The organism is Streptomyces sp. TRM68416, assembly GCF_014596915.1.
Lineage (GTDB): Bacteria > Actinomycetota > Actinomycetes > Streptomycetales > Streptomycetaceae > Streptomyces.
On the sequence record NZ_JACVWU010000034.1, the window covers coordinates 72,106 to 94,750 of the forward strand.

Sequence of the window (22,645 nt, forward strand, 5' to 3'; positions counted from 1 at the left end):
CCTCCCCCCGCTCTCTCTTTCCCCCCGCACAGGACGGTCGTATGGACACCGCCGCGCAGTTGTACCTGGACCTGATGAAGAAGGTCCTGGCGAACACGATCTACGAGGATCCGCCCGTGCCGGCCAGCTGGGCACCGGCCCACGAGTACGACGAGCTCAACCGCCGACTCGGCGTCGACTGGCCCAGCGTGGCGCACACGATGATCGGCGTACGCCGCCTGGAGAACCTCGAGTTCTGTGTGAGGACGGTCCTCGAAGAGGGCGTGCCCGGGGACCTCATCGAGACCGGGGTCTGGCGCGGCGGGGCCTGCATCTTCATGCGGGCCGTGCTCAAGTCGTACGGGGTGAGCGACCGGCTCGTCTGGGTGGCGGACTCCTTCCAGGGCATGCCGAAGGCGCAGGAGTCCTCCCACGCGGGCGACCGGGAGCTCGCCTCCGACCGCTACAACGCCTTCATGGCGACCGATCTGGCCACGGTCCGCCGCAACTTCCAGCGGTACGACCTGCTGGACGACCAGGTGCGGTTCCTGCCCGGCTGGTTCCGCGACACCCTGCCCACCGCCCCGGTCGAACGTCTCGCCGTCCTGCGCCTGGACAGCGATCTGTACGAGTCGACGTGGGACACCCTGGTCCATCTGTATCCCAAGCTCTCGCCGGGCGGGTTCGTGATCGTGGACGACTACCACATCCCCGTGTGCGCCGAGGCCGTCCACGACTGGCGGCAGAAGTTCGGGGTCGAGGACCCGATCCAGGACATCGACGGTCTGGGCGTCTTCTGGCGGCGCGGGTCCTGAGCCCGTGCCCGTTTCCGTTCTCTCAACGCAACGCAGGCACGTGGATTGGAGCAGTGGTGACCGTAACTGCAGGTGAGGTGCTGGGTTTTGTCTCGGACCGGCTGACCGTCGCGGCCGGTCGGCTCGACCCCGGCCGCTCGTTCGTCGCCGCGGGGGCGGACTCGCTGTCGCTCATGGCGCTGGCCCGGGCGGTGCGGTCGGAGTACGGCGTGACCGTCTCCGTGCGCGAACTCTTCACGGACGCGGACACCCCGGGGAAGCTGGCGGAGCTGGTGAGCGCCCGCGCGGCCGAGCGCCCGGCCGCCACCGCGGCGTCGAGGCCCGCCGCGTGCCTCGCGGCGGATCCGGGTCCGGCGCCGGCCGTCGCGGCTCCGGCCGCGGCGCCGGTCCCGCCCTCGCCCACGCCGTCGGCCGCCCCCGCCGAAGCGTCGCCGGTCACGCCCACCGACGCGTCGCCGGGCCGGCCCGCCCGGGTCCCGCCCGCCGGTGCCTACGAGTCGGCGCTCGCCCTCTTCACCGAGCAGCTGGACCTGGCCGGCACGATGCTGACCCGCTTCAGCGAACTGACGGCCGAGCAGCTCAGGACGCTCGGGGCGCTGCGGGGCGGACCGGTCGCGGACCGCCCGGCCGACGCCCCGGCGGCGGCACCCGAGACGGTGTCGGCCCCCGTCCGCCCGAGCCCCGCCCCCCGAACGGACCCGGCCGGGGAGGCCCCGGTGGCCGTACGCCCCGCCGCGTCCGCGCAGCGCACCGCGGTCTCGCGCCCGGCGTCCCCGCAGCCCCCCTCGCCCTCGTCGCGCACCCCGCCCCGGCCGGCGCCGCGCCCCTCGCCCGACTTCAGCCTCTACTTCTTCGGCGACTACCCCGGGCCCGACACCCCCGCCGCCTATCGGCACCTGCTGCAGGCCGCGCAGTACGCCGACGACAAGGGCTTCCACGCGGTGTGGCTGCCCGAGCGGCACTTCCACTCCTTCGGCGCGCTCTTCCCGAGCCCCTCCGTCCTGGCGAGTGCGCTGGCCACGCAGACCTCCCGCATCCGGCTGCACGCGGGATCCGTGGTGCTCCCCCTGCACCACCCGGTGCGGGTGGCCGAGGAGTGGGCGGTCGTGGACAACCTGTCCGGCGGCCGGGTCGGGCTCGGCTTCGCCAGTGGCTGGCACGCCACCGACTTCGTCCTCGCGCCGGAGAACTACGGCCGCCAGCGGGACGTCCTCTACGACCATCTGGAGACGTTCCGCCGTCTGTGGTCCGGCGATGCGATCACGCTCGGCTCGGGCGACGGCCGACCGGTCGAGGTGAGCCTGCATCCCCGGCCCGTGCAGGGCGACGACGTCCCGCTGTTCGCGGCCGTGCTGTCCAACCCGGAGAGTTACGAACGGGCCGCGCGGGCCGGACTCGGCGTCGTCACCAACCTCATGGCCCAGAGCGTCGAGGACCTCGCCCAGAACATCGCCCGCTACCGTGCCGCCCGCGCGGCGCACGGCCTCGACCCGGCGGCCGGGCGCGTGGTGGTGCTGGTGCACACCTACCTCGGCCCGGACGGCGCACGCGCCCGGCAGGAGGCCCGGAAGCCGTTCTGCGACTATCTGCGCTCCTCGATCGACCTGTTCGACAACGCGGCCAACAGCCTCGGCATCGACGTCGACCTGCGGACCACCGATCCGGACGACCTGGACTACGTCCTGGACCTGGCCTACGAGCGTTACTGCGCGACCCGTGCGCTGATCGGCAGCGCCGACGACGTGCGGCCCGTCCTCGACGCGCTGACGGCGGCGGGAGCGGACGAGATCGGCTGCTTCGTCGACTTCGGCGTGGCGCCGGAGCTCATGCTGGGCGGCCTGCCCGAGCTGGACCGCCTGCGCGTCGCGGCCGCCGCGCCCCGTACCGACACCGTGGGGGCGTACGCGGACTGGCTGTGCCACCTGGTGGCGGCCCGGCACGCGCGCACGTCCGGCTGGCCGGGCGAGGTGCTGTGCCTGACCTCTGCCGACGCCGTGCCCTCCGGCATCGCCCAGGACGCCGGGCGGCGTGCCGAACTGCGGCTGCCCTGCGACCGGTTCGAGCTGCTGCGCTCGGAGGAGGCCCGCGCGGCCGTCCTCGACGCGCTCGGCCCGGCGCGGGAGCCGTACGCGCAGGAGGGATCAGGGCAGTGCCCCAGCGTGTTCTGGAGTTGATCGCCGCGCAGGTGAGGCGCCGTCCGCACGCGCCCGCGCTCGTCGCGCCGGACGGCCGGCTCGACTACGCCGAACTGGACCGGCGTTCGGCCGCGTTGGCCGCCCGGCTGCGGCAGCAGGGGGTACGCGCCGGGGACGCCGTGCTGGTCCAGGCGTCCCGGAGCGTGGCCCTCGGCGTGGCCGTCCTCGGGGTGCTGCGGGCGGGCGGCGCCTTCTGTGTCGTGGACCCGGACTATCCGGCGGACCGCGCGGCGCTCATGTGGCGGCGCAGCCATGCCCGGTTCGCGCTGGTCGCGGCGGAGGTGCGGCCTCCCGCGGTGCCGGACGGCCCGGTCCTCCTTCCCTTGGAGGCGGACCCCGCTCCTGTGGCCGCGCCGACCGGCGTGCCCGACCCGGACGGTGAGGACCCCGCCTACCTGGTCTTCACCTCGGGCTCCACCGGCGTGCCGAAGGCCATCTCCCTGCCGCACCGCTGCCTGGACAACCTGATCGTGTGGACGCTGGCTGCCACGTCGGCGGAGCCGCTGCGCACGCTGATGTTCGCGCCGCTCGGCTTCGACGTGTTCGTGCAGGAGGTGTTCACGGCGTGGTGCAGCGGCGGTTGCCTGTACGCGCCGTCGGAGGCCGAACGCGTCGACGTGCAACGGGTGTGGAGCCTGTGCCGGGAGTGGGGGATCGAGCGGATCTTCCTGCCGCCCGTGGCGCTGCGTCGGCTGGCGGACCTGGCGGCTGAGTTCGGCGTCCTTCCCGGCGCGCTGCGCGAGGTGGCGGTGGCCGGGGAGGCGCTGCACATCACGCCGGCCGTCCGGGAGTTGTTCGGACGGCTGCCTGCCGCCCGGCTGCACAACCACTACGGCCCGTCGGAGACCCATGTCGCCGTGGCCCACACCCTCACCGGCCCGCCGCACTCGTGGCCCGACCTCCCGCCCATCGGGCGGCCGCTGCCGGGGGTCACGGCCCATGTCGCGCCCGGCGAGGAGGGCGATGAGCTGTGGCTGGCCGGGGTGGCGCTCGCCCACGGGTACGTGCGCGACCCGGAGCAGACGGCGCGGCGGTTCCGGCCCCTGCGGGTCGGCGGGCGGACCGTGCGCGCGTACCGCACCGGCGACCTGGTGCGGCAGCGCCCGGACGGGGTGCTGGAGTATCTGGGGCGCGCGGACGGCCAGTTGAAGATCCGCGGGTACCGGGTGGAACCGGGCGACGTCGAGGCGGCGCTGCTGCGCCACCCGGGGGTGCGGGAGTGCGCCGTGGTGGGCTGGACGCCGCCGGACGGCGAGGAACGCCGGCTGGTCGCCCACGTGGTGCCCGCACCCGGCCACCGCCCCTCGGCGGAGGAGCTGCGCGCCCATGCCGCCGGGCTGCTGCCCGCCTACCTGGTCCCACAGCACGTCGTCCTCGCACGGGAGTTGCCGCTCTCGCCGAACGGGAAGATCGACCGCCGCCGTCTTCCCGCCCCCCACGCGGCGAGCTGCGACACGGCCCAGCACCCCGACCCCGCGACCGGCGATGTACGTGCGGCCGTCGCCGCGGTCTGGTCGACGGTGCTCGGCGTCACCGACGTACCGCCCGACCGGCACTTCATGGAGCTGGGCGGCACCTCGCTGTCCGCGGCGCTGGTCGTCACGCGCCTGCACCGGCACCTGCGTGTCGAGGTGTCGGTGCAGGAGTTCCTGCGGGCGCCGACGGTGGACGCGCTCACCGCGCTGATCACGGAACGGACCGCCGCATGACCGACTCCGCCGAGCCCACCGGGCCGCGCGAACGCGACGCCTGGCTGCGTGTCTTCCACGAAGCCCGCGAAGGGGCCCGCCCCTTGGTGTGCTTCCCCCACGCGGGCGGCACCGCGGGCCTGTACTTTCCGCTGTCCGCGGCGCTCGCCCCCGGCGTACGCACGGTCGCCGTGCAGTACCCGGGGCGTCAGGACCGCTGCGCCGAGCCCGTCGTGGAGGACGTCACGCTGCTCGCGGACGAGATCGCGCGGCTGCTCGCCGAGGCACCCTCGGGCCCGGCACCGGTGCTGTTCGGGCACAGCATGGGCGCACTGGTCGCCTTCGAGACGGCGGCCCGGCTGGAGCACCGCCACGGTGCCACGCCCGCGGGACTGATCGTCTCCGGGATGCAGGCGCCGTACCGGAGGCCGGCGCGGTGTCTGCCGGACGGCGACGACGAGGCCGTCCTGGAGGCGCTGTCGGCACTCGGCGGCACCGACCCGGCGGTCCTGACGCACCCCGAGCTGCGGGCGATGATCCTGCCGGCGCTGCGCGGCGACGTGCGCGCGGCCACGGCGTACCGGCCGGGAAGCTGCCCCTCGCTGCTGTCCTGCGCGATCACCGCGTGGGCGGGCCGGGAGGACGAGCTCGCCGGTGCCGACGTCCGGGCCTGGGCCGAGCACACCACCGCGGCGTTCCGCACCCGGCACTTCGCCGGGGGCCACTTCTATCTGCACGGCTTTCCGCCGCCGGTCGTGGAGGCGGTGCGCACGGCGCTCACGCACGTCACCGCCACGCCGGCGCCCTCACCGACCAGGACCCGGACATGACGCTTCTCCTGCTGGCCATGGGAACCTTTCTCATCGGTACCGACGTGTTCGTCATCGCCGGGATGCTGCCCCAGATCGGCGCGTCGCTCGACGTGTCGCTGTCGGCGGCGGGGCAGCTGATGACGGTGTTCTCCGTCGGGTACGCCGTACTCGGCCCGCTGCTCGCGGTGCCGCTGGGCCGCCGGTCGCCGCGCACCGGGCTGACCGCCGCCCTGGTCGCCGTGGCGCTCGGCAACCTGCTGTGCGCGGTCGCCGGTTCGCTGACGACGGCGATGGCCGGGCGGCTGCTGGTGGCGGCCGGGGCCAGCCAGTTCACCCCGCACGCGTGCTCCCTGGCGGCCTCCCTCGCTCCGCGGGGCCGTTCGGGCAAGGCACTCGCACTGGTCACCACCGGCCTGGTGATGGGATCGGTGGTGGGCGTGCCCTCCGGCACCTGGGCGGCGGACGCCTTCGGCTGGCGTCCCACGCTCCTGGGCCTCGCGGCGGCGACGGCGGCGGTGGCCGTGCCGCTCGCGACGGGGCTGCGCGGCGTGCGCGGGGAGCGCGCCGCTTCCTCGCCGCGGGAGCGGCTGGCCGCGCTGCGCAGGCCGGCGGTGCGGATGGTGCTGACGGTGACGGTGTTCGCGGTGATCGCGGAGTACTCGGTACTGACCTACGCCTCTACGGTGTTCGCCGGGGCGACGGGCGGCGACGGCACGCGGCTGGCGGTGCTGCTGTTCGTCTTCGGCGTGGGCGGCCTGGCCGGCAACGCGGTCGCCGGCGCGTACCTGGACCGTCCGGCGGGCCGCCGGCTCGTGCTGGTCTCCGTCACCGGGATGGCGGTCACCTTCCTCGCGATGCCGGGGCTGGCCGCGACGTTCCCAGGGGCACTGACCGCGATGGCCCTGTGGGGCGTCGTCGGCTGGATGTACGCGGCGCCGCAGCAGCACCGCCTGCTCCGGCTGGGCGGACCCGCGGGCGCCCTTGCGGTGTCCCTGAACAGCTCGGTCATCTACGTGGGCGCGGCCCTCGGCGGCGCGACCGGCGGCCTCCTCCTCGACCACGTCGCCCCGCACCGGATCCCCCTGTGGGCGGCCCTCCTCTGCGCCGCGGCCGCCCTGTCCGAACTCCGCCTCCTCCGCCACGACCGCCGCACCGAGCCCGCGCCGACGGCCACCTGACCCCCCGGCAGCGGCGTCGGCGCCGTCGGGGCGCCGATGCGATGCGCCGGGATCACCCGGAATCCGCGCACGGGTCGGCGACCCGCCCGTGCTGGAGTTCGTACGGCGCACAGGCTCACGTCAGGCACGTCGACGGCCGGGAAGGGGACCGCGATGCGGGAGGGCCCTGTCGAGTACGAACAGGCGCTGGACGCCATGGCCGGGATCCTGCACGGCCGGGCCCGCCGGGGGGCGCGGACCGCGGAAGCCGAGGGGCCGGGACACCCCGCGCCGATCCACGGCGAACGCTGACGCCTCCTGGTTGGGCCCCCGGGAGCAGCGCGCGGTGCGGCCCGCACCGGGCTGCACGGTGGTGCGGCCCGCACCGCGGTGCGGGCCGCCCGGATCCGTCGCGGCCCCTCGGGTGCCGTTCCGGAACCCGCACGGCCCCGTCCGGTCACCGTGCCGCGCCCGCCGCGGCGTACTCCGTCCCACCGTCACACCGCGGAGCGCTCGCCGCCCGCTGGACGCGGGAAGCCCGTACGCCTCCGCCGCTGCCACGGCACAGGCGGCGCGCTCCTGCTGCTACTTCTTCGCGTACTCCCTTGCCGTCTGTCCCTGGAAGTCGTAGGCCACGCACGGCTCGTCGCCCACGACCCAGGCGTCGTGTCCGGGCGGGCAGACGAAGACGTCGCCGGGGCCGACCTCGCCCTCACTGCCGTCGTCCATACGGATGTGCAGGCGCCCCTTGAGCACGTAGCCGTTGTGGTGCACCTGGCAGCTCTCGGTGCCCGCGATCGGGCCCACGGACTCGGACCAGCGCCATCCGGGCTCAAAGGTCGCCACGGCGAAGTCGAGGTCCGTCATGTGGACGGCTTCGAGGTGGCCGCGGGGGAAATCGCGCCGCTCGTCCGGCTTGTCGACCGTCTTCACTTCCAACATGTCGCACTTCCTTCCGGCCGCACTTCACTGCGACCGGGGCGGGTCTCCCCCGGCGGCTCTGAGCACCGTCGTCGGTGGCCGGCCCCGTACCACTCCATCGTCCGCCGCTCCACCGGGGTACGCCATTCGGGGGAGGTCCGCTCAGGCGTGGCCCTCCGCCCGCTCCTCCTCCCGGTGCCCGCAGAGCTCGGCGAAGCGGTCGGCGTCGATGTTTCCGCCGGAGACGATCACCCCTACGCGGTCCGGGAGCGGGCCGGCCCGGCCGGTGAGGAGGGCGGCCAGCGGGGTGGCGCCGCTCGGTTCCACGACGATCTTCAGCCGTTCGAAGGCGAACCTCATCGCGTCCCGGATCTCGTCGTCGCTCACCAGCGCGACGGCGTCGACGAGCCGCCGGTTCACGGAGAACGTGAGTTCGCCGGGTGTCTGCAGGGCCTGGCCGTCGGCGATGGTCCGCGGCACCGGGATCTCGATGCGCCGCCCCGCTTCCAGGGAGCGCTTGGTGTCGTCCCCGGCCTCGGGCTCGACGCCGATCAGCCGGATGCCCGGGTGCAGGCCCTTGGCCGCCGTGGCGCTCCCCGCCATCAGGCCACCGCCGCCGACCGGCGTCAACAGCGCCCCCAACTCCCCCACCTCGTCGAGGAGTTCAAGCGCCGCCGTGCCCTGTCCGGCGATGACGTGCGGGTGGTCGTAGGGCGGGACGACGGCGAGGCCCCGCTCGGCGGCGAGGGCCTCGGCGATGGCGGTGCGGTCGCCGGTGTAGCGGTCGTAGGTGACGATCTCGGCGCCGTAGCCCTCGGTGGCCGCCCGCTTGGAGCGCGGCGCGTCCTCGGGCATGACGATCACGGCGGTGGTGCCGAGTTCCCGGGCGGCCAGGGCGACGGCCTGGGCGTGGTTCCCGGAGGAGTAGGCGGCGATGCCACGGGCGAGCTGCTCCGGGGTGAGACGGGAGGCCGCGTTGTAGGCACCGCGGAACTTGAACGCGCCCACACGCTGGAAGTTCTCGCACTTGAGGAACACTTCGGCGCCGACGAGCGCGTCCAGGGTGCGCGAGCGCAGCACCGGCGTGCGGTGGGCGACGACCTTGAGGCGCCGGGCGGCGTCGCGGACGTCGTCGAGGGTGACCGGCGGGGTGGTGGTCGTCACGCGTGTCCTCCATCGGGGTCGGCGGCGGGCGCGGTCGTGGCGCGCGCCTGGGAGAGGTAGCTGTAGGCGGAGGCGCGGGAGATGCCGAGCCGGGCGGCGACCTGCTCGATCGCGCGCCGCACGGCGAAGACGCCCCGCTCGTCCAGGCCGCGGAACAGCTCCAGGCGCTGGGCCCGGTCGAGCCCGGCCCAACTGCCGTTCCCCCGCAACCGATGGGCGTCCAGGATGGCGTCGACGACGGAGTCGATGTCGTTGCCGAAGGCGGTGACCGGCACGTCGGCCGGGGCACCGCCGAGGCCGGCGAGGGCGCCGAGCAGGGCGTGGGCGTCACTCACGGCGGTGACGTCCAGGTTGACGCACAGGGCTCCGAACACCGCGCCCGTGGAGTCCCGCAGCACCATCGTGGACGCCTTGACCAGCTTGCCGTCGCGGGTGCGGGTGACGTAGTTCAGCTCGTCACCGGCCTCGTCCCCGCGGGCGACGATCCGCATGCCGATCTCACTCATCGCCCCGCCCACGGCCCGCCCGGTCACCGCACCGGCCACCGCGACCACGGACTCCTCGGGCCGCCGGTAGTCGTGCAGAACCACCTCGCACATCGGCCCGAACGTCGCCACGAGCCCGTCGACCACCGGTCTCAACGCCCCGACGATCGCGTCCCGCTCCGCCTCCAGCGCCTCTTCGGCCGTCACCGCGCGCTCCTGTCCGTACGCCGCCTCGGGGCTCGGGGGAATGTCCCGCCGAGCCGCTCCTAGACTACACATCTAGAGGCTGTACAAGCAGTCCAAGGGCTGACGGGCGGGGAAGCTCGCCCACCGCGTCGCGTGCGGGCCGGCGCCCGGCGGCGCTCGCACCGCCGGGGGGCGCACGGCGTGGGGCTGTGAACCCTGTACGCGCCCCTGGGGTTGTCAGGACAATGCGGAGCGCACTGAATCAGGCCACTTCGGGAAAGCAGGTCGGCTGCCGTGTTGTTGCGTCTCCCCTCGTCCGTGTCCGAACTGCAGAAGTACCTCGCCGAAGGGGCCGTGCCCATCGGCGGGGCGACGCTCGTGTGGGCCTCCTTCCAGCGGGAGGGGTTCCCCGAACTCGCGGTGTCACTGCGCGAGTTGCCGGAAGCCAATGAGATAGGCGCCGAGACGCTGGGCTCGGCCGTGCTGCTGAGCCGGATCGACGGCCGGGTGCCGGAGGTGCTGCGCCGGGCGGCGTCCACCGTGGGGACGGGCGCGGTGCGCCGCACGGCCACCGTCGGCGGCAACATCGTCGGCAGCACACTGCGCTGCCTGCTGCCCGCGGCCCTGGTGCTGGACGCGCGGGCCACCGTACTGGAGGGGGGCGACGTCTACGAGACCGACCTGGACGACCTCCTGGCCAAGCGCCACCTGCTGCTGAGCCTGCGCTGGCGGACTCCGGTCGTGAGCGGGTACCACAAGGAGGACGCCCCGGCGGGCGGCCCCCCGCCGCTGGTGGTCGCCGCCGCGGTGCACGCGGAGGCCGACGGCGGCAGGCGTCTGCGCCTCGCGGTCCGGGACGGCTACGACGTCCTCACCCACACCACGGCCTGTGACACGGACCCGGACGCCGTCCTGCGCACCCTGGAGGGCACGGACATCGGCGCGCTCCCCGCCGACGCACGGGACGTGGTCCACCGGCAGGTCACCGAGGTGCTGTCCGCCGCCTGACGCGGACGAGAGGGACAGGTCCGGGATCCGCCGCACCGGTCGACGGTGCGGCGGATCAGTCATGTCCGGGTACGGATCGGGCCCGACACGCCCTGCCCGTCGACCTCATGCTCGTTTCTGCTTGCAATTCCAGGTTTTCAAGCACCTATTGACACAAGGCGTTCGCGTGGCCAGAGTCGTGCGGCAGCAAGAGCAGCCGGCCGCCACGCATAAGGGAGCGATCCGCGCCATGCCTGAAACCCCTGCTGTCTCACGCCGTACCCTCATGGGCGGGGCCCTGGCCTCCGGTGCCGCAGTCGCCGGACTCGGCCCCGGGGTCTCCACCGCCGAAGCCGCCCCCGCGGCACCGACCGCCGACGGCACGCCGTCGCGCAGACCGGGCCAGAAGTCCATGGCCAACGTCCCGTTCGACCCGTACCCGACGGTCCGCGTCGGCATGATCGGCCTCGGCAACCGGGGCCACGGCATGTCCTCGGGATGGGCCGCCGTCCCGGGTTGCACCGTGACGGCCGTCTGCGACATCCGCGCCGACCGGGCCGGACGCACCGCCGACCGGCTCGCCGCCGAGGGCCGCCCCCGGCCGGCCGAGTACGGCGGCTCCGCCGACGCCTACGCGCGCATGCTGCGCCGCGAGGACATCGACCTCGTGTACATCGCCACACCCTGGGAGTTCCACTACGAGCAGGGCCGCGCCGCGCTCCTGGCCGGCAAGCACGTCCTGGTCGAACTGCCCATCGCCACACGGCTGGACGAGCTGTGGGACCTCGTCGACACCAGCGAACGCACCCGCCGTCACCTGATCCTGGCCGAGAACTGCTCCTACGGCCGCAACGAGCTGGCGATGCTCAAGATGGCCCACGACGGCCTGTTCGGCGAGGTCACCAACGGCCACGGCGGCTATCTGCACGACCTGCGCGCCCTGCTGTTCTCCGACACCTACTACACCGACGCCTGGCGGAGGTTGTGGCACACCCGCAGCACCGCGTCGTTCTACGCCATGCACGGCCTCGCGCCCGTCGCGGCGGCCATGGACATCAACCGCGGCGACCGGATGACCGTTCTGCGGGCCACCAGCACCGAGCCGAAGGGACTCGCCGACTACCGCGAGCGCTTCGTGCCGAAGTCCCACCCGAGCTGGAAGGAGACCTACATCAACGGTGACCTCGTCACCTGTCTCATCGACACCGCGCGGGGCCGGGTGATCCGCGCCGAGCACGACGTCAGCTCGCCGCGCCCCTACAGCCGTATCAACTCCCTGGCGGGCAGCCGGGGAATCTTCGAGGACTACGCGGGCGTGACGTCCGCGAGCGGGGGACGGGTGTACATCGAGCCGGACCACAGCGGCCACTCCTGGCGGGCGTTCGACGCCTACCGCAAGGAGTTCGACCACTGGCTGTGGCGGAAGATCGGCGACGACGCGGCCAACAACGGCGGCCACGGCGGCATGGACTACGTCCTGCAGTGGCGCACCGTGCAGCAGATGCGCGCCGGGCTCGTCCCCGACATGGACGTCTACGACGGCGCGGTCTGGTGCTCCCCGATCCCCTTGAGCGTCAAGTCCCTTACGGCGGGCGGCCGTCCGGTCGCGGTGCCGGACTTCACCCGCGGCTCGTGGGTCAACCACCGTACGGGCCTGGACTCCCGGCCGAGTGAGATGCCGCCGGTCGTCTGAGGATCGGATCCACGCCGGATGCCGGCCCGGCGCCAGGCATCCGGCGTGCGCCCGGCCCTCCACGCGGCTCGACGACGGCCCGCGCCCGCGGCAGGCCCGCGAGGCGCAGATGTGCCGTCGTACGTACGGATGACGACGCCGGAGGGACCGGTCCTGGAACTCCAGGCGCCCCAGCGCATCCCCCCGCCCGCCCGGGCTCGGCGGCAGCTCCGCTCGCCCGTCCTGCGGCCGGGGGTGTCCACTGGCGTCACGCGTGGCAGTCGACCAGCCACGCCCGAAGATCGCTGCGCTGCTTGATGCCGAGCTTCCGGTAGATGCGGGTCAGGTGCTGCTCAACGGTGCTGACGGTGATGAACAGCTCGCTTGCCGCCTCGCTGTTGGTGTAGCCCTTGCCGACGAGGAGGGCCACCCGCTGCTCGGCCGCGCTCAGGTCGGCGATGCCGCGGACGTCCTCACTGGGCGGAGTCACGGCGGCGCCGTGCAGGTGCTCCGGAGCCGCGGGCGGACGACGGTTGCAGCCAAGCAGGCGCAGGATGCGGGTGCGCTCGCTGTGATCAGGGGTCTCGGTCATGAGCTGGAGCGCCTCTTCGAGAAGCGGCGAGCGCTGTGCGGGTTCCACGGTCTGCGCGAGTACCCGCAGGGTGATCGCGCGCGTACGGCGCTGGGCGGGGACGAGCAGGGCGAGTTGTTCCTCGGCCGCGCCTCGCGCGTCCTCGTGGCGGTCGAGGTCGATCAGGGCCTGCGCCCGGTCGGTGCGCCAGGGGATGAAGGAGGGCGAGTCCACCTTCCAGGCCGTCATTCGCTGACCGCAGGTCGAGAAGTCCCGAAGGGCCAGGTGAGGCTGGCGTCTCGCCAGGTGGTAGTGACCGCGGGCCTGCAGAAGATACAGGCTCTCCCGGCTGTGAGCCGCGGCATCGAAGTTCTCCTGGGAGAGCAGCCGTTGCACGCCGTCCAGATCGCCCGTCTCGACCAGGGCGAGCATCAGCATGGCCCGTGCGATGCCCGCCAGAACGGTAGAGGTCTGGTGCGCCCCGCAGGTCAGGGCGGTGCGGGCGTAGTCGGCGGCCGCTTCGGGCTCGCCCCGGCCGATCGCCACCTCGGCCATGACGGAGGCGAAGGAGGCGACCCACTCGGGGTTGTGGCGGTCGTTGGCCTCCTTGAGCAGCAGCTCACCCCAGTCCTGCGCGGAGCCGTACCGGTCGGCGTAGACCAGGGCCCGCAGGGTGTTGCCCAACGCCTCGACCGTACCCGCGCCCAACCGCATCATCCGCAATCTGTCCTCGGCGAGCTTCAGGCCCGAGTCCGCGAGGTCGCCGCGCAGCACGGAGCCGAGCAGGCGGGCCGAGTCACCTAACTCACCGCCCGGTCGGGGGTGGCACGCACGGCCGGGCGGTTCGGTCCGTTCGGGTACGCCCGGCAGTTCCAGGGCGAGCGGCGGGTAGGTACAGGCAAGCCAGGTCTTGAAGGTGTTCCATTCCTCGCAGTCCGCGTGCTGGATGTCGAAGCCGGACTCGCCGGCCCAGCGCAGGGCTTCCGTGGCCTGTTCCAGCAGGCCTTGTTCGAGCAGCCCGCGGATCATCTGGACCGCCTGCCCGGTTTGCAGCGGCGCTTCGCAGGTGGCCCCGGGGCCGAGGCCGAGATGCCGGGCGACCACCGCCGGGTTGAGCCGCCACTCGGTGCGGGCCAGCATCAGGGTGACGTCGGCGTGCTGCTGCTCGGTGACGGCCTCGCGCTGGGCGAGCCGGACGTACGTGGTGGCCTGGTCCAGGCGGTCGGCCTGCAACTGCTGTTCCGCGGCGTCGATCAGCAGGGGGACCGCCCACGGGTCCTTCGCGCTGTCGGCGGCAAGCAGTTGCGTGCCCACGTCGGCAGCGCGGGCTCCCTCCTGGAAGAGCAGCCGGGCGGCGCCGGTGTGGAGTTCGGCGCGCCGCTCGGGGTGGAGGCTCTCCAGCGCGGCCGCGCGTGCCTCGGGGTGGCGGAACCCCTGCGCGGTGAGCAAGCCGCTGCGGAACAGGATGTGCTCGGAGCGGCGGACCAGCGTGTTGTCGAGCTGGAGCAGCCGGCCGATCAGATGGCGGGATCCGGTCGCCTCCAGGACGGCGTGTCCCTGGGCCACTTGGGTGGATACGCCGTCCATGCGCTGCAGGCAGGTGAGCACGGCGCGGCGGTAGTGGGGCAGTCCCGCGTCCACGCCGGTGCCGTCGTGGCCCTCCAGGCGGTCGGCGACGAGCGCGTTGACGAGGAGGGGGTTTCCGCCGCTGAGCGAGCGGTACAGCGGGGCCAGCCGGGCCGCGTCGGCCTGGCCTCCCGTCGCCTCGCTCAGGATGCGGCCGACATGCCGGACGGAGAGCGGTTCGAGCACGATCCGCCGGCAGTTCGTCTGGGACGACATCTCCATCTGGAAGAGCGGGAAGGCCGGAAGGGGACCCGGCTGGAGGCCGAGCACCACCATGACCCGCTTGTTGAGGATGCGGCGGGCCAGGTAGCACAGGAACTGCAAGGAGATCTGGTCGGCGTGGTGCAGGTCGTCCACAGTGATCACCAGCGGGCGCTGGGCCGCGAGCCGCATCATGGCGGCGTGGAGCTGGGCGAGCACCCGGCCGTGCTCGGGGCTGACCCGCTCGGGGTCGGCGGCACCGGCTGTGGTCAGGCAGGCTGCCGCCTCAATGGCCTCCTGCAATTCGGCGATTCCGGGGACCTGCGCCGAGGCATTGTGCGCCAACTGGTCGACCACACCAAGCGGAATTTCATTCTCCGTTTGCACGGCGAGGGCCGACAGAACGAGCACACCGCCACCGACGGCTTTGTCTGAAAAGCTCTTGATCAACTCCGTCTTTCCACTGGCAACCGTGCCGTCGACGAGGACAACACCGCCCTTTCGGCTCAGGCATGAGCCCAGCATCCTGTTGAGTTGCGCGAATTCTCGATCGTTGTGCGAAAAGCGCATGACAAGCCCCCGTAATGACCCGTTCCTCGCTATATCCACCGTTCAGGTGGTGAAATGCTGGAGAATTTACGCACCGCCGCAGTGACGGCATCGGAAATAAGGTCCGCACGTCAGGTGTACGCGGCGGGAGACAGGGTGACCCCTCCCGGCGCCTGCGCTCCCAGACCGCCCGTGGTCCACAGGCGACGACATGACATCCCCCGATCAAAAGAATGTCTCATTTTTTTTGAAGGTTACATGTCTCCAGAGGCCCGCGCCAGTGGCTTCCGAACCTGCGCACCCCAGCCGGAACGCGCCCGGCCGGTAGCGGCCACCTTGGCTCAGGACAGGCGAAAGGCCCGCACGCCGAGGACGGCGGGCGGGGCATGCCGCGAAGTCGGCTGCCCGTCCGGGGGAAGCGACGGGCAGCCGACGCGGGAGGTGCGCGGCCGCTCAGACGGAGACCGTGAGGAGACAGTCGCGAAGCAGGTCGACCACGTCGTCCGAGCCGGTGAGATAGAAGTGGCCGCCGGAGAAGACCCGCATGTCGAAGTCACCTTTGGTGTGTTCGCGCCAGGCGGCGACGTCCTCCACGTCGGCCCGCGGGTCGCGGTCACCGGTCAGCGCGAGCACGGGACAGTCCACCCGGTCGCCTTCGCGGTGACGGTAGGTCTCAGCCGCTCGGTAGTCGCTGCGCAGGGTCGGCAACACGAGCGCGCGCAGGTCGGGGTCGTCCAACAACGACATGTCGGTGCCGCTCATCTCCTTCAGCTCGGCCAGCAGGCCGCTGTCGGGAAGCTCGTGGATGTGCTCGTTGCGCACCCGGGACGGCGCCCGGCGGCCGGAGGCGAACAGCATGACAGGGCCCCTGCCGGCGGCCTCCAGGCGCAGCGCGACCTCGTAGGCGATGGTGGCGCCCATGCTGTGCCCGAACAGCGCAAGGGGGCCGTCCCGCCAGGGCGACAGTTCGCCGACGATCCGTTCGGCCGCCTCCGCGATGTCCGCGAACGACGGCTCCAGGCGCCGTTCCTGACGGCCCGGGTACTGCACCGCCAGCACCTCGACGTCCGGCGTGAGCGCACGGGACATCGGATGGAACCAGCTCGCCGATCCGCCTGCGTGGGGAAAGCAGACGAGCCTCACCCGTGCCTGCGGAGACGGGTGGAAGACCCGGATCCACGGGCTGCACGGCTCAAGTGAGCTTGCCATCGCCGACAACAACCTCCTCTTCCTCTTCCGCCGGATCCTCGGAGCGGGGTGGCCTCGGCGAGGAGCGCCACGGCGTCCGGGGACCCGGCCCTGCGACAGCAAGCTACCGGTCGCCCCGGTCCGGCACCCCCCTACTCGCCCCCTAGTTGTGTCTTAGGGGCCGCAGAGGCTCACTTCCAGCTCGTCCATGCTCTCGGTCACACAGACCCGCCGCTGCCCGGCCCAGCCCGCCACTCTCAGCGTGTACACCCCCTGCGGGACATCCGGGAAACGGAACCTCCCGTCGATGTCGGTACGTTCACGCAGTGCGAGCCCCGAGCCGTCCGTCAGCGTGACCGGCGTGTCGCCGACGGGCCACCCGTCCGCGTCCAGGACCACTCCCTGGCACGCGAACAGACGGCGCGTCAGGACGGCTTCGGCCAGGACCGGTTCACTGCCGCCGACGCACACCGTGCGCAGCCAGTTCTCGAAGTCCTGGTGGAGCACCAGGAGCGTGTAGCGGCCCGGGTGCAGTCCGGCCACCTCGAAGGAACCGTCGTCCGCGGCCAGGCCCGAACCGACCACCCTTCCGGCGTCGTCCATGAACACCGCGAGGGCGTCCGGCACCGGCATGTAGAGGGTCTCCTCGGTGACCGTGCCACGCGCCGTCAGCACCTCGCGCAGGAGCAGCACCGTCTCCTCGGCCCCGGGGCCCCCCGCCCCTCCCAGGTGTGCCGTGCCCGGGAGGTGCCCGGTGGCACCTCCCAACAGCACGTACGGCGCGGCGTCGGGCACTGCCATTTCGCACGAACCGTCGGATCGCGCCTCACCCTGTCCGAGCAGCCGACCCCCCCGGTCGACGAGAGTCAGTCGCGCCCGGGGCACCGGGCGGCCCTGCATGTCCAGCACCCGCACGGTGACGCAGTCTGTTGCGCGATGGTCGCAGCTCATCGCGTTCCCTCCCCCTCTTCGGATGTCACCCGGAGCAGGACGACGAGAGTCCGCCGGGTCTGGATCACGTCGCTTTCACGGATGACCGGGCGCAGCCGTCACCGCGGGACGACGCTGTCGAACCGGGCGTTGTCCAGATGTGCGAGCATCCGGTCCAGGTCCTCGACGACATCGTGCTCCGGGTCATGGGCCCACCGCAGCATCGTGTTGAGGATGACCCCGAAGATCGCGCCACTGATGGACCGGACCTGGGTGTCGTCCTCCGGGCGCCCGGTACGCTCCGCGACCAGCGACGTGATCATTTGCATCGTCTGGGTGACGTTGCCGAGGCTGGCGGCCCACAGTTCCGGCACGGTCACCATCAGTACGTCGCGGTCGCGCTGCGCCCCGAACTCCTCCGGCGAGAGACTCTCGATGGTCTCCCGGATGGCCTGGCGCAGCGCGCGCAGCACCGGCAGGTCGGGGGACTGTGCGCGCCAGGCATTGATGAAGAAGGCGTCCTGTTCGTCAGAGACGACCAGCTCTTCCTTGGTGGGGAAGTAGCGGAAGACCGTGCTCTGCGAGACCTCGGCGGCCTCCGCGATCTGCTCCATCGTTGTCGCCTCGTACCCCTGCTCGCGGAACAGGCGGAGCGCCTCCTGCTGGATCGCCGCACGAGTCTTGGCCTTCTTGCGCTCCCGCAGGCCGAGGGCCTGTCCGCCCGCTGTCGGCTTTGGTGACCGGGATGGCTTCGCGACACCCATCTGGGAGTTCCCTTCATTCCTGATTCCCGGCGACCGACCGTCCATGCGATCGAGCCCCGGCTACTTTCAGTTCGCCGAACGTAAGAGTACAGTGCACCGTGAACTGACGGTGCACTTGCAAAAGAAGGTTGAATCCTGTGAAGGCCTTTCTGTATCGGACCGGCCGGGAGTCGTTCCGACGACGTCGGCTCGTCACCCTCGTCTGGGTGGTTGTCCTCGTCGCCCTCGGCTTCGGCGCGGCCACACTGTCCAAGCCCACTGTCGAGTCCTTCTCCATCCCGGACACCGAGTCGCAGCGGGCCATCGACCTGCTCACCGAGCGCTTCCCGCAGGCCGCGGCGGACGGGGCCGTCGCGCGCGTGGTGATCGTGGCGCCCGAGGGGCAGAAGGTCACCGACCCCGAGCGCCGCAAGGCCGTCGAGGAAGTGGTGGACCGTCTCACCAAGGCACCGGAGGTCGCGGGCGTCGCCGACCCCTTCGAGGCAGAGAGCATCTCTCCGGACGAACGGATGGCGCTCGTTCAGGTCGACTACCGTGAGCCGAGCAGCGAGCTCACGGACACCGACCGCGAGGCGCTGTTCGACTCCGCCGAGCCGGGCGAGAAGGCGGGGCTCACCGTCGAGTTCGGCGGTGACGCCCCGAAGGGCGCGCCGGAGGAGGGCGGCAGCGAACTCATCGGCGTGGTCGTCGCCGCCGTCGTCCTCGTGATCACCTTCGGTTCGCTCGTCGCCGCCGGACTGCCGTTGCTGACGGCCCTCCTCGGGGTCGGCATCAGCCTGTGCGCCGTCCAGGCCAGCAGCTCCTTCATCGAACTCAACTCCGACACCCCCGCCCTCGCTCTCATGCTGGGCCTGGCGGTGTCCATCGACTACGCCCTGTTCCTCAGCTTCCGCTACCGCGAGGAGCTGCTCTCCGGACGCCCGCCGGAGGAATCCATCGGACGGGCCGTGTCCACCGCGGGTTCGGCGGTCATCTTCGCCGGCGTGACCGTGATCATCGCCCTCGTCGGCCTGTCGGTGGTGGGCATTCCCATCCTGACGCAGATCGGTGTCGCCGCCGCGCTCACCGTCGCCGTGGCCGTGCTGGTCGCCCTGACCCTGCTGCCCGCCCTGCTCGGCTTCGTCGGCGCGCGCGTGCTCGGCCGCCGGGGCCACGCCGAACAGCGGGCCGTCACCGGCCCCGAGGCCGACCGCGCTCCGCTCGCCCCGAAGGAGGGCGGCGGCGAGAGCCGCCGACGCGGCACGGACGCCGACAAGCCGGCCATGGGACTGCGCTGGGTACGGATGGTTGCCCGCAGGCCGGTGCTGTTCCTCGTGGCAGCCTCCGCGGCGCTGCTCGTGCTCGCCCTGCCCGCCGCAGACATTCGCCTCGGCCTGCCGGACGACGGCTCCGAGCCCACTCACACGACGCAACGCAAGGCCTACGATCTCGTGACCGAGGGCTTCGGCCCCGGGCACAACGGCCCGCTGACCGTCGTGGTCGACGCCAAGGACGGCGGCGACGCCCAGGCCGCTGCGCAGCAGGTGAGCGACGGGATCGCCGACCTGCCCGACGTCGAGTCCGTCTCCCCGCCGGTGCCCAACGAATCCGGCGACACCGTGCTGATGCAGGTGACGCCGAAGAGTTCGCCGGCCAGCGCCGCCACAGAGGACCTGGTCGGCGACATCCGCGACCGCGCGGCGACCGTCCACAGCGACACCGGAGCGGCCGTGGCCGTCACCGGCACCACCGCGCTCAACATCGACATCTCCCAGCGCATCGCCGACACTCTCCTGCCGTATCTGGCGGTCGTCGTCGGACTCGCCTTCCTGCTGCTCATGGTGATGTTCCGATCGATCCTGGTGCCGCTGAAGGCGGCTTTGGGCTTCCTGCTCAGCCTGGCCGCCACCTTCGGCATGATGGTGGCAGTCTTCCAATGGGGCTGGGCCGTCGATGTCCTCGGCGTGTCGGCACCTGGGCTCATCGTCAACCTGCTGCCCGTCATCATCATCGGTCTGGTCTTCGGCCTCGCGATGGATTACGAGGTATTCCTGGTCAGCCGAATGCGGGAGGCCTACGTCCATGACGGCCGGCCCCGCGAGGCGGTCGTGGACGGCTTCGCCCACAGCGCCCGGGTGGTCACCGCCGCCGTGCTGATCATGATCAGCGTGTTCAGCGGCTTTGTGCTGTCGGAGTCGACGATGCTCCAGGCGTTCGGACTCTCGCTGGCCGCGGCCGTGTTCTTCGACGCACTCGTCGTCCGCATGACCATCGTGCCCGCGGTCATGGTGCTGCTCGGCCGCCGCGCCTGGTCGCTGCCCGGCCCCCTGGACCGCCTGCTGCCGCACATCGACATCGAGGGCGACGCCGAGGAGACGCGCACCGACCCCGACGTTCACGCCTCAGTGCCCGGCCCGGGCGGAACGCAGCCGACGAGCGACGCCCGGCTGCGCTGACCCCACCACCAGCGGTCGGCCTCCCCGCTCCTCTGAGCGGGGAGGCCGACCGGACACGCGTCCACCACGGCTCAGGTGACCGCATCATGCAACCAGGCGACCTTCTCGAAGAGTTCGGTCTCCGACAGCGCACCGATCTCCTCGTTGCGCTCCTTCGCGGCGACGCCCTCCGGGTGGTAGACCTCGCGGCCCATCGCCCGCGCCACCTGCTGGGTGCGCGCGGTACGAGCGGCACGGGCGCAGTTGTACTCGAGGAACCGCTGCGGCAGCTCCCGCGTACCGCAGTCCAGTACCGAACCCAGGTGCACCGCGTCCTCAAGGGCCATGCACGCCCCCTGAGCCGCGTACTGGAGCATGGGATGGGCGGCGTCACCGGCCAGCACGACCCGGCCGTCGGTCCAGCCGTACACGGGGTCGCGGTCGCACAGCACCCAGCACTTCCACTGCTCACCGAGGCTCAGCAGCCGGGCCGGCAGCGACCCCATCCCGGAGAACTGGGACAGCACGTGGCTGGACGGCGTCGGCCGACCGGCAACGGCCTCGCACGCCCCGTCGTCCCGGGTGACCGCGAGATTGAACTCGCGTCCCCCGCTGATCGGGTAGTGCACGAAGTGCCAGCCCGGCCCCGCCCACAACGTCACCGAGTTGGAGCGCAGTTCCTCCGGCACACGGTCCATCGGAACGACCGATCGGTAGATGGTGTGCCCCGACACCAGCGGCTCGCCGTCCCCGATCATCTGCGCGCGGACCCTCGAACGAATGCCGTCCGCCCCGATCAGAGCGTCACCGCCCACCCGTTCACCGCCCACCAGCACGGCGGCGACACGCTCGTCGTCCTGCTCGTACCCGGCCACGGCGACTCCCGTGCACAGCTCGATGCGCGGTGTGCCCCGACAGGCCTCCAGCAGCGGCCCGTACAAGTCCGTACGGTGCACCACGGCATACGGGTTGCCGAAGCGCTCCCGATAGGAAGCGCCCAACGGCATGGCGTTGATCTCTGCGTCGGTCGTGCCGTCCATGAGGCGCAGCGCGTCGATGAACACCGCTCTCCCCCGCACGTCTTCGCCGACGCCGAGCCGGTCCAGCGCGTGGAAGGCGTTGGGCGCCAGCTGGATGCCCGCCCCCAACTCCGTGAACTCGTCCCGTCGTTCGAGCACCGTCACCCGGTGCCCTCGGCCTGCGGCGGCCAGCGCAACGGCGAGTCCGCCGATGCCCCCTCCGGCCACGAGCAACTCCGCCATCGCGGAACCCCCTCTCAGTGTCGTATCAGCTGTCGCCGAACTCGCGGTCGAGCAATTCGAAGATCTCGTCGTCCGTGACCGCGTCCAGGTCCTCGCCGGCACCGACGTCCGTGGCGACGCCGGACCCCGTCAACTCCTGCCAGCGCCACATCAGCGTCTCCAGCCGCCCGGTGATCTCCTCCCTCAGAGCATCGTCGTCGGGCGCGGACTCCAAGGCCCTCTCCAGCTCCCGCAGCGGCGTCAACAACCCCTCGGACGGGTCGCCCCCGCCCTCGCCGACCAGCCGCTCCAGCAGATGGGCAACGAGCTCGGCCGGGGTCGGGAAGTCGTAGATCAGCGTCGCGGACAGATCGAGGCCGGTGGCCGCCGCCAACCGTGTCTTCAGCTCCACACCCATCAGCGAGTCGAACCCGATCTTCAGGAAGGACAGCTCTTCCTCCAGCTCCGTGGCCCCCGCGTGCCCCAGCACCGAGGCGACCTCGACGCCCAGCGCCTCCAGCAGCACCGCGGTCCGCTGCGCCGGCGCCGCCTCGGCGATCCGGTCCGCCAGCGGGGCAGCGGCCCCGGGCTCCGCCCCCGCGCCGGTCCCGTCGGCGGCCGACGGGAGATCCAGCCGGTCGAGCAGCGGCCGGCGCCGGGCCGCGTTGAAGGCGTCGGCGAACCGGCCCCAGTCCATGTCGGACACCGTCACGCACGTCTCGTCCCGGTCGATCACCGACTCCATCGCGGCCAGCGCCCGGGCCGGGGCCATCGTCCGCATCCCGCTGCGGTTCAGCCAGGCCACGTACTCCTCGTCGTCGGCCATGCCGCCGCCGGCCCAGGCGCCCCAGGCGATCGACGTCGCCGGCAGCCCCTCGGCACGGCGGTGCTCCGCCAGCGCGTCCAGATAGGCGTTGGCCGCGGCGTACCCGGCCTGCCCCGCACTCCCCCACACACCGGAGACCGAGGAGAACATCACGAACTGCGCGAGCGGCACGTCCTTGAGCAGTTCGTGCAGGTTCCACGCCCCGACGGCCTTCGCGTCGAGCACCGGAGCAACCTCGTCCAGCTTCAGCTCGGCCAGCGGCTTCGACTCCCCG

General features: G+C 72.3%; 18 protein-coding genes. 9 read left to right on the forward strand and 9 right to left on the reverse strand.

All coding sequences use genetic code 11. From position 1 onward, the window contains the following. Positions 1-41 precede the first annotated feature (41 nt). The 6 genes from ICC28_RS36685 (at position 42) to ICC28_RS36710 (ending at position 6,958) form a co-directional block, all read left to right on the forward strand. Positions 42-794, forward strand: a complete 753-nt coding sequence (locus tag ICC28_RS36685) for a TylF/MycF family methyltransferase (RefSeq protein WP_188293171.1) — start codon at positions 42-44, stop codon at positions 792-794. A gap of 56 nt (positions 795-850) precedes the next feature. Beyond that, a complete protein-coding gene (locus ICC28_RS36690) occupies positions 851-2,968 on the forward strand; it encodes a MupA/Atu3671 family FMN-dependent luciferase-like monooxygenase (RefSeq protein WP_188293172.1) in 2,118 nt (705 codons plus the stop codon). After that, positions 2,944-4,698 (forward strand): non-ribosomal peptide synthetase, encoded by a 1,755-nt coding sequence (locus tag ICC28_RS36695; RefSeq protein ID WP_188293173.1) that lies wholly within the window; start codon positions 2,944-2,946, stop codon positions 4,696-4,698. The genes ICC28_RS36690 and ICC28_RS36695 overlap by 25 nt, the downstream gene beginning before the upstream one ends. After that, positions 4,695-5,507 carry a thioesterase II family protein gene (locus ICC28_RS36700; RefSeq protein WP_188293174.1) on the forward strand — a complete coding sequence of 271 codons (813 nt, stop codon included), beginning with the start codon at positions 4,695-4,697 and terminating at the stop codon, positions 5,505-5,507. Before ICC28_RS36695 ends, ICC28_RS36700 begins: the two co-directional genes overlap by 4 nt. Beyond that, positions 5,504-6,667: an MFS transporter gene (locus ICC28_RS36705; RefSeq protein ID WP_188293175.1), complete on the forward strand. Its 1,164-nt coding sequence runs from the start codon at positions 5,504-5,506 to the stop codon at positions 6,665-6,667. The genes ICC28_RS36700 and ICC28_RS36705 overlap by 4 nt, the downstream gene beginning before the upstream one ends. A gap of 153 nt (positions 6,668-6,820) precedes the next feature. Further along, complete coding sequence (locus tag ICC28_RS36710; RefSeq protein WP_188293176.1) at positions 6,821-6,958, forward strand: hypothetical protein; 138 nt, start codon at positions 6,821-6,823, stop codon at positions 6,956-6,958. 273 nt (positions 6,959-7,231) lie between these two features. On the opposite strand, the gene ICC28_RS36715 is transcribed toward ICC28_RS36710, so the two are convergent. The 3 genes from ICC28_RS36715 to ICC28_RS36725 all read right to left on the reverse strand — a co-directional run bounded on the left by ICC28_RS36715 (position 7,232) and on the right by ICC28_RS36725 (position 9,423). Further along, positions 7,232-7,588 (reverse strand): cupin domain-containing protein, encoded by a 357-nt coding sequence (locus ICC28_RS36715; protein ID WP_188293177.1) that lies wholly within the window; start codon positions 7,586-7,588, stop codon positions 7,232-7,234. 141 nt (positions 7,589-7,729) lie between these two features. Further along, positions 7,730-8,731 (reverse strand): threo-3-hydroxy-L-aspartate ammonia-lyase, encoded by a 1,002-nt coding sequence (locus tag ICC28_RS36720; RefSeq protein ID WP_188293178.1) that lies wholly within the window; start codon positions 8,729-8,731, stop codon positions 7,730-7,732. After that, a complete protein-coding gene (locus ICC28_RS36725; protein ID WP_282700707.1) occupies positions 8,728-9,423 on the reverse strand; it encodes a transcriptional regulator in 696 nt (231 codons plus the stop codon). Before ICC28_RS36725 ends, ICC28_RS36720 begins: the two co-directional genes overlap by 4 nt. Positions 9,424-9,696: 273 nt before the next feature. On the opposite strand from ICC28_RS36725, the gene ICC28_RS36730 reads away from it, so the two are divergent. Then, entirely contained in the window at positions 9,697-10,410 is a 714-nt protein-coding gene (locus tag ICC28_RS36730) for an FAD binding domain-containing protein (protein ID WP_188293180.1), read from the forward strand. 229 nt (positions 10,411-10,639) lie between these two features. Continuing rightward, on the forward strand, positions 10,640-12,082 hold the full coding sequence (locus tag ICC28_RS36735; RefSeq protein ID WP_188293181.1) for a Gfo/Idh/MocA family protein: 1,443 nt from the start codon (positions 10,640-10,642) through the stop codon (positions 12,080-12,082). 247 nt (positions 12,083-12,329) lie between these two features. Here the strand turns inward: ICC28_RS36735 and ICC28_RS36740 are convergent, their stop codons facing one another. From ICC28_RS36740 to ICC28_RS36755, 4 genes are all read right to left on the reverse strand, one after another. Further along, positions 12,330-15,029, reverse strand: coding sequence for a helix-turn-helix transcriptional regulator (locus ICC28_RS36740; protein ID WP_223190445.1), 2,700 nt, complete (start codon positions 15,027-15,029; stop codon positions 12,330-12,332). 432 nt (positions 15,030-15,461) lie between these two features. Next, positions 15,462-16,217, reverse strand: coding sequence for a thioesterase II family protein (locus ICC28_RS36745; RefSeq protein WP_188293183.1), 756 nt, complete (start codon positions 16,215-16,217; stop codon positions 15,462-15,464). A 153-nt stretch (positions 16,218-16,370) separates the two neighbouring features. Further along, complete coding sequence (locus tag ICC28_RS36750; RefSeq protein WP_188293184.1) at positions 16,371-16,997, reverse strand: carboxypeptidase-like regulatory domain-containing protein; 627 nt, start codon at positions 16,995-16,997, stop codon at positions 16,371-16,373. A gap of 248 nt (positions 16,998-17,245) precedes the next feature. Beyond that, positions 17,246-17,890 (reverse strand): TetR family transcriptional regulator, encoded by a 645-nt coding sequence (locus ICC28_RS36755; protein WP_188293185.1) that lies wholly within the window; start codon positions 17,888-17,890, stop codon positions 17,246-17,248. Between the two features lie 137 nt (positions 17,891-18,027). Between ICC28_RS36755 and ICC28_RS36760 the strand changes: the two genes are divergently transcribed. Then, positions 18,028-20,325: an MMPL family transporter gene (locus ICC28_RS36760; RefSeq protein ID WP_188293186.1), complete on the forward strand. Its 2,298-nt coding sequence runs from the start codon at positions 18,028-18,030 to the stop codon at positions 20,323-20,325. 71 nt (positions 20,326-20,396) lie between these two features. On the opposite strand, the gene ICC28_RS36765 is transcribed toward ICC28_RS36760, so the two are convergent. Both ICC28_RS36765 and ICC28_RS36770 read right to left on the reverse strand, forming a co-directional pair. Continuing rightward, complete coding sequence (locus tag ICC28_RS36765; RefSeq protein WP_188293187.1) at positions 20,397-21,566, reverse strand: 3-hydroxybenzoate 6-monooxygenase; 1,170 nt, start codon at positions 21,564-21,566, stop codon at positions 20,397-20,399. A 25-nt stretch (positions 21,567-21,591) separates the two neighbouring features. Beyond that, on the reverse strand, positions 21,592-22,645 hold a 1,054-nt coding region (locus ICC28_RS36770), incomplete at its 5' end, for a beta-ketoacyl reductase (protein ID WP_188293188.1).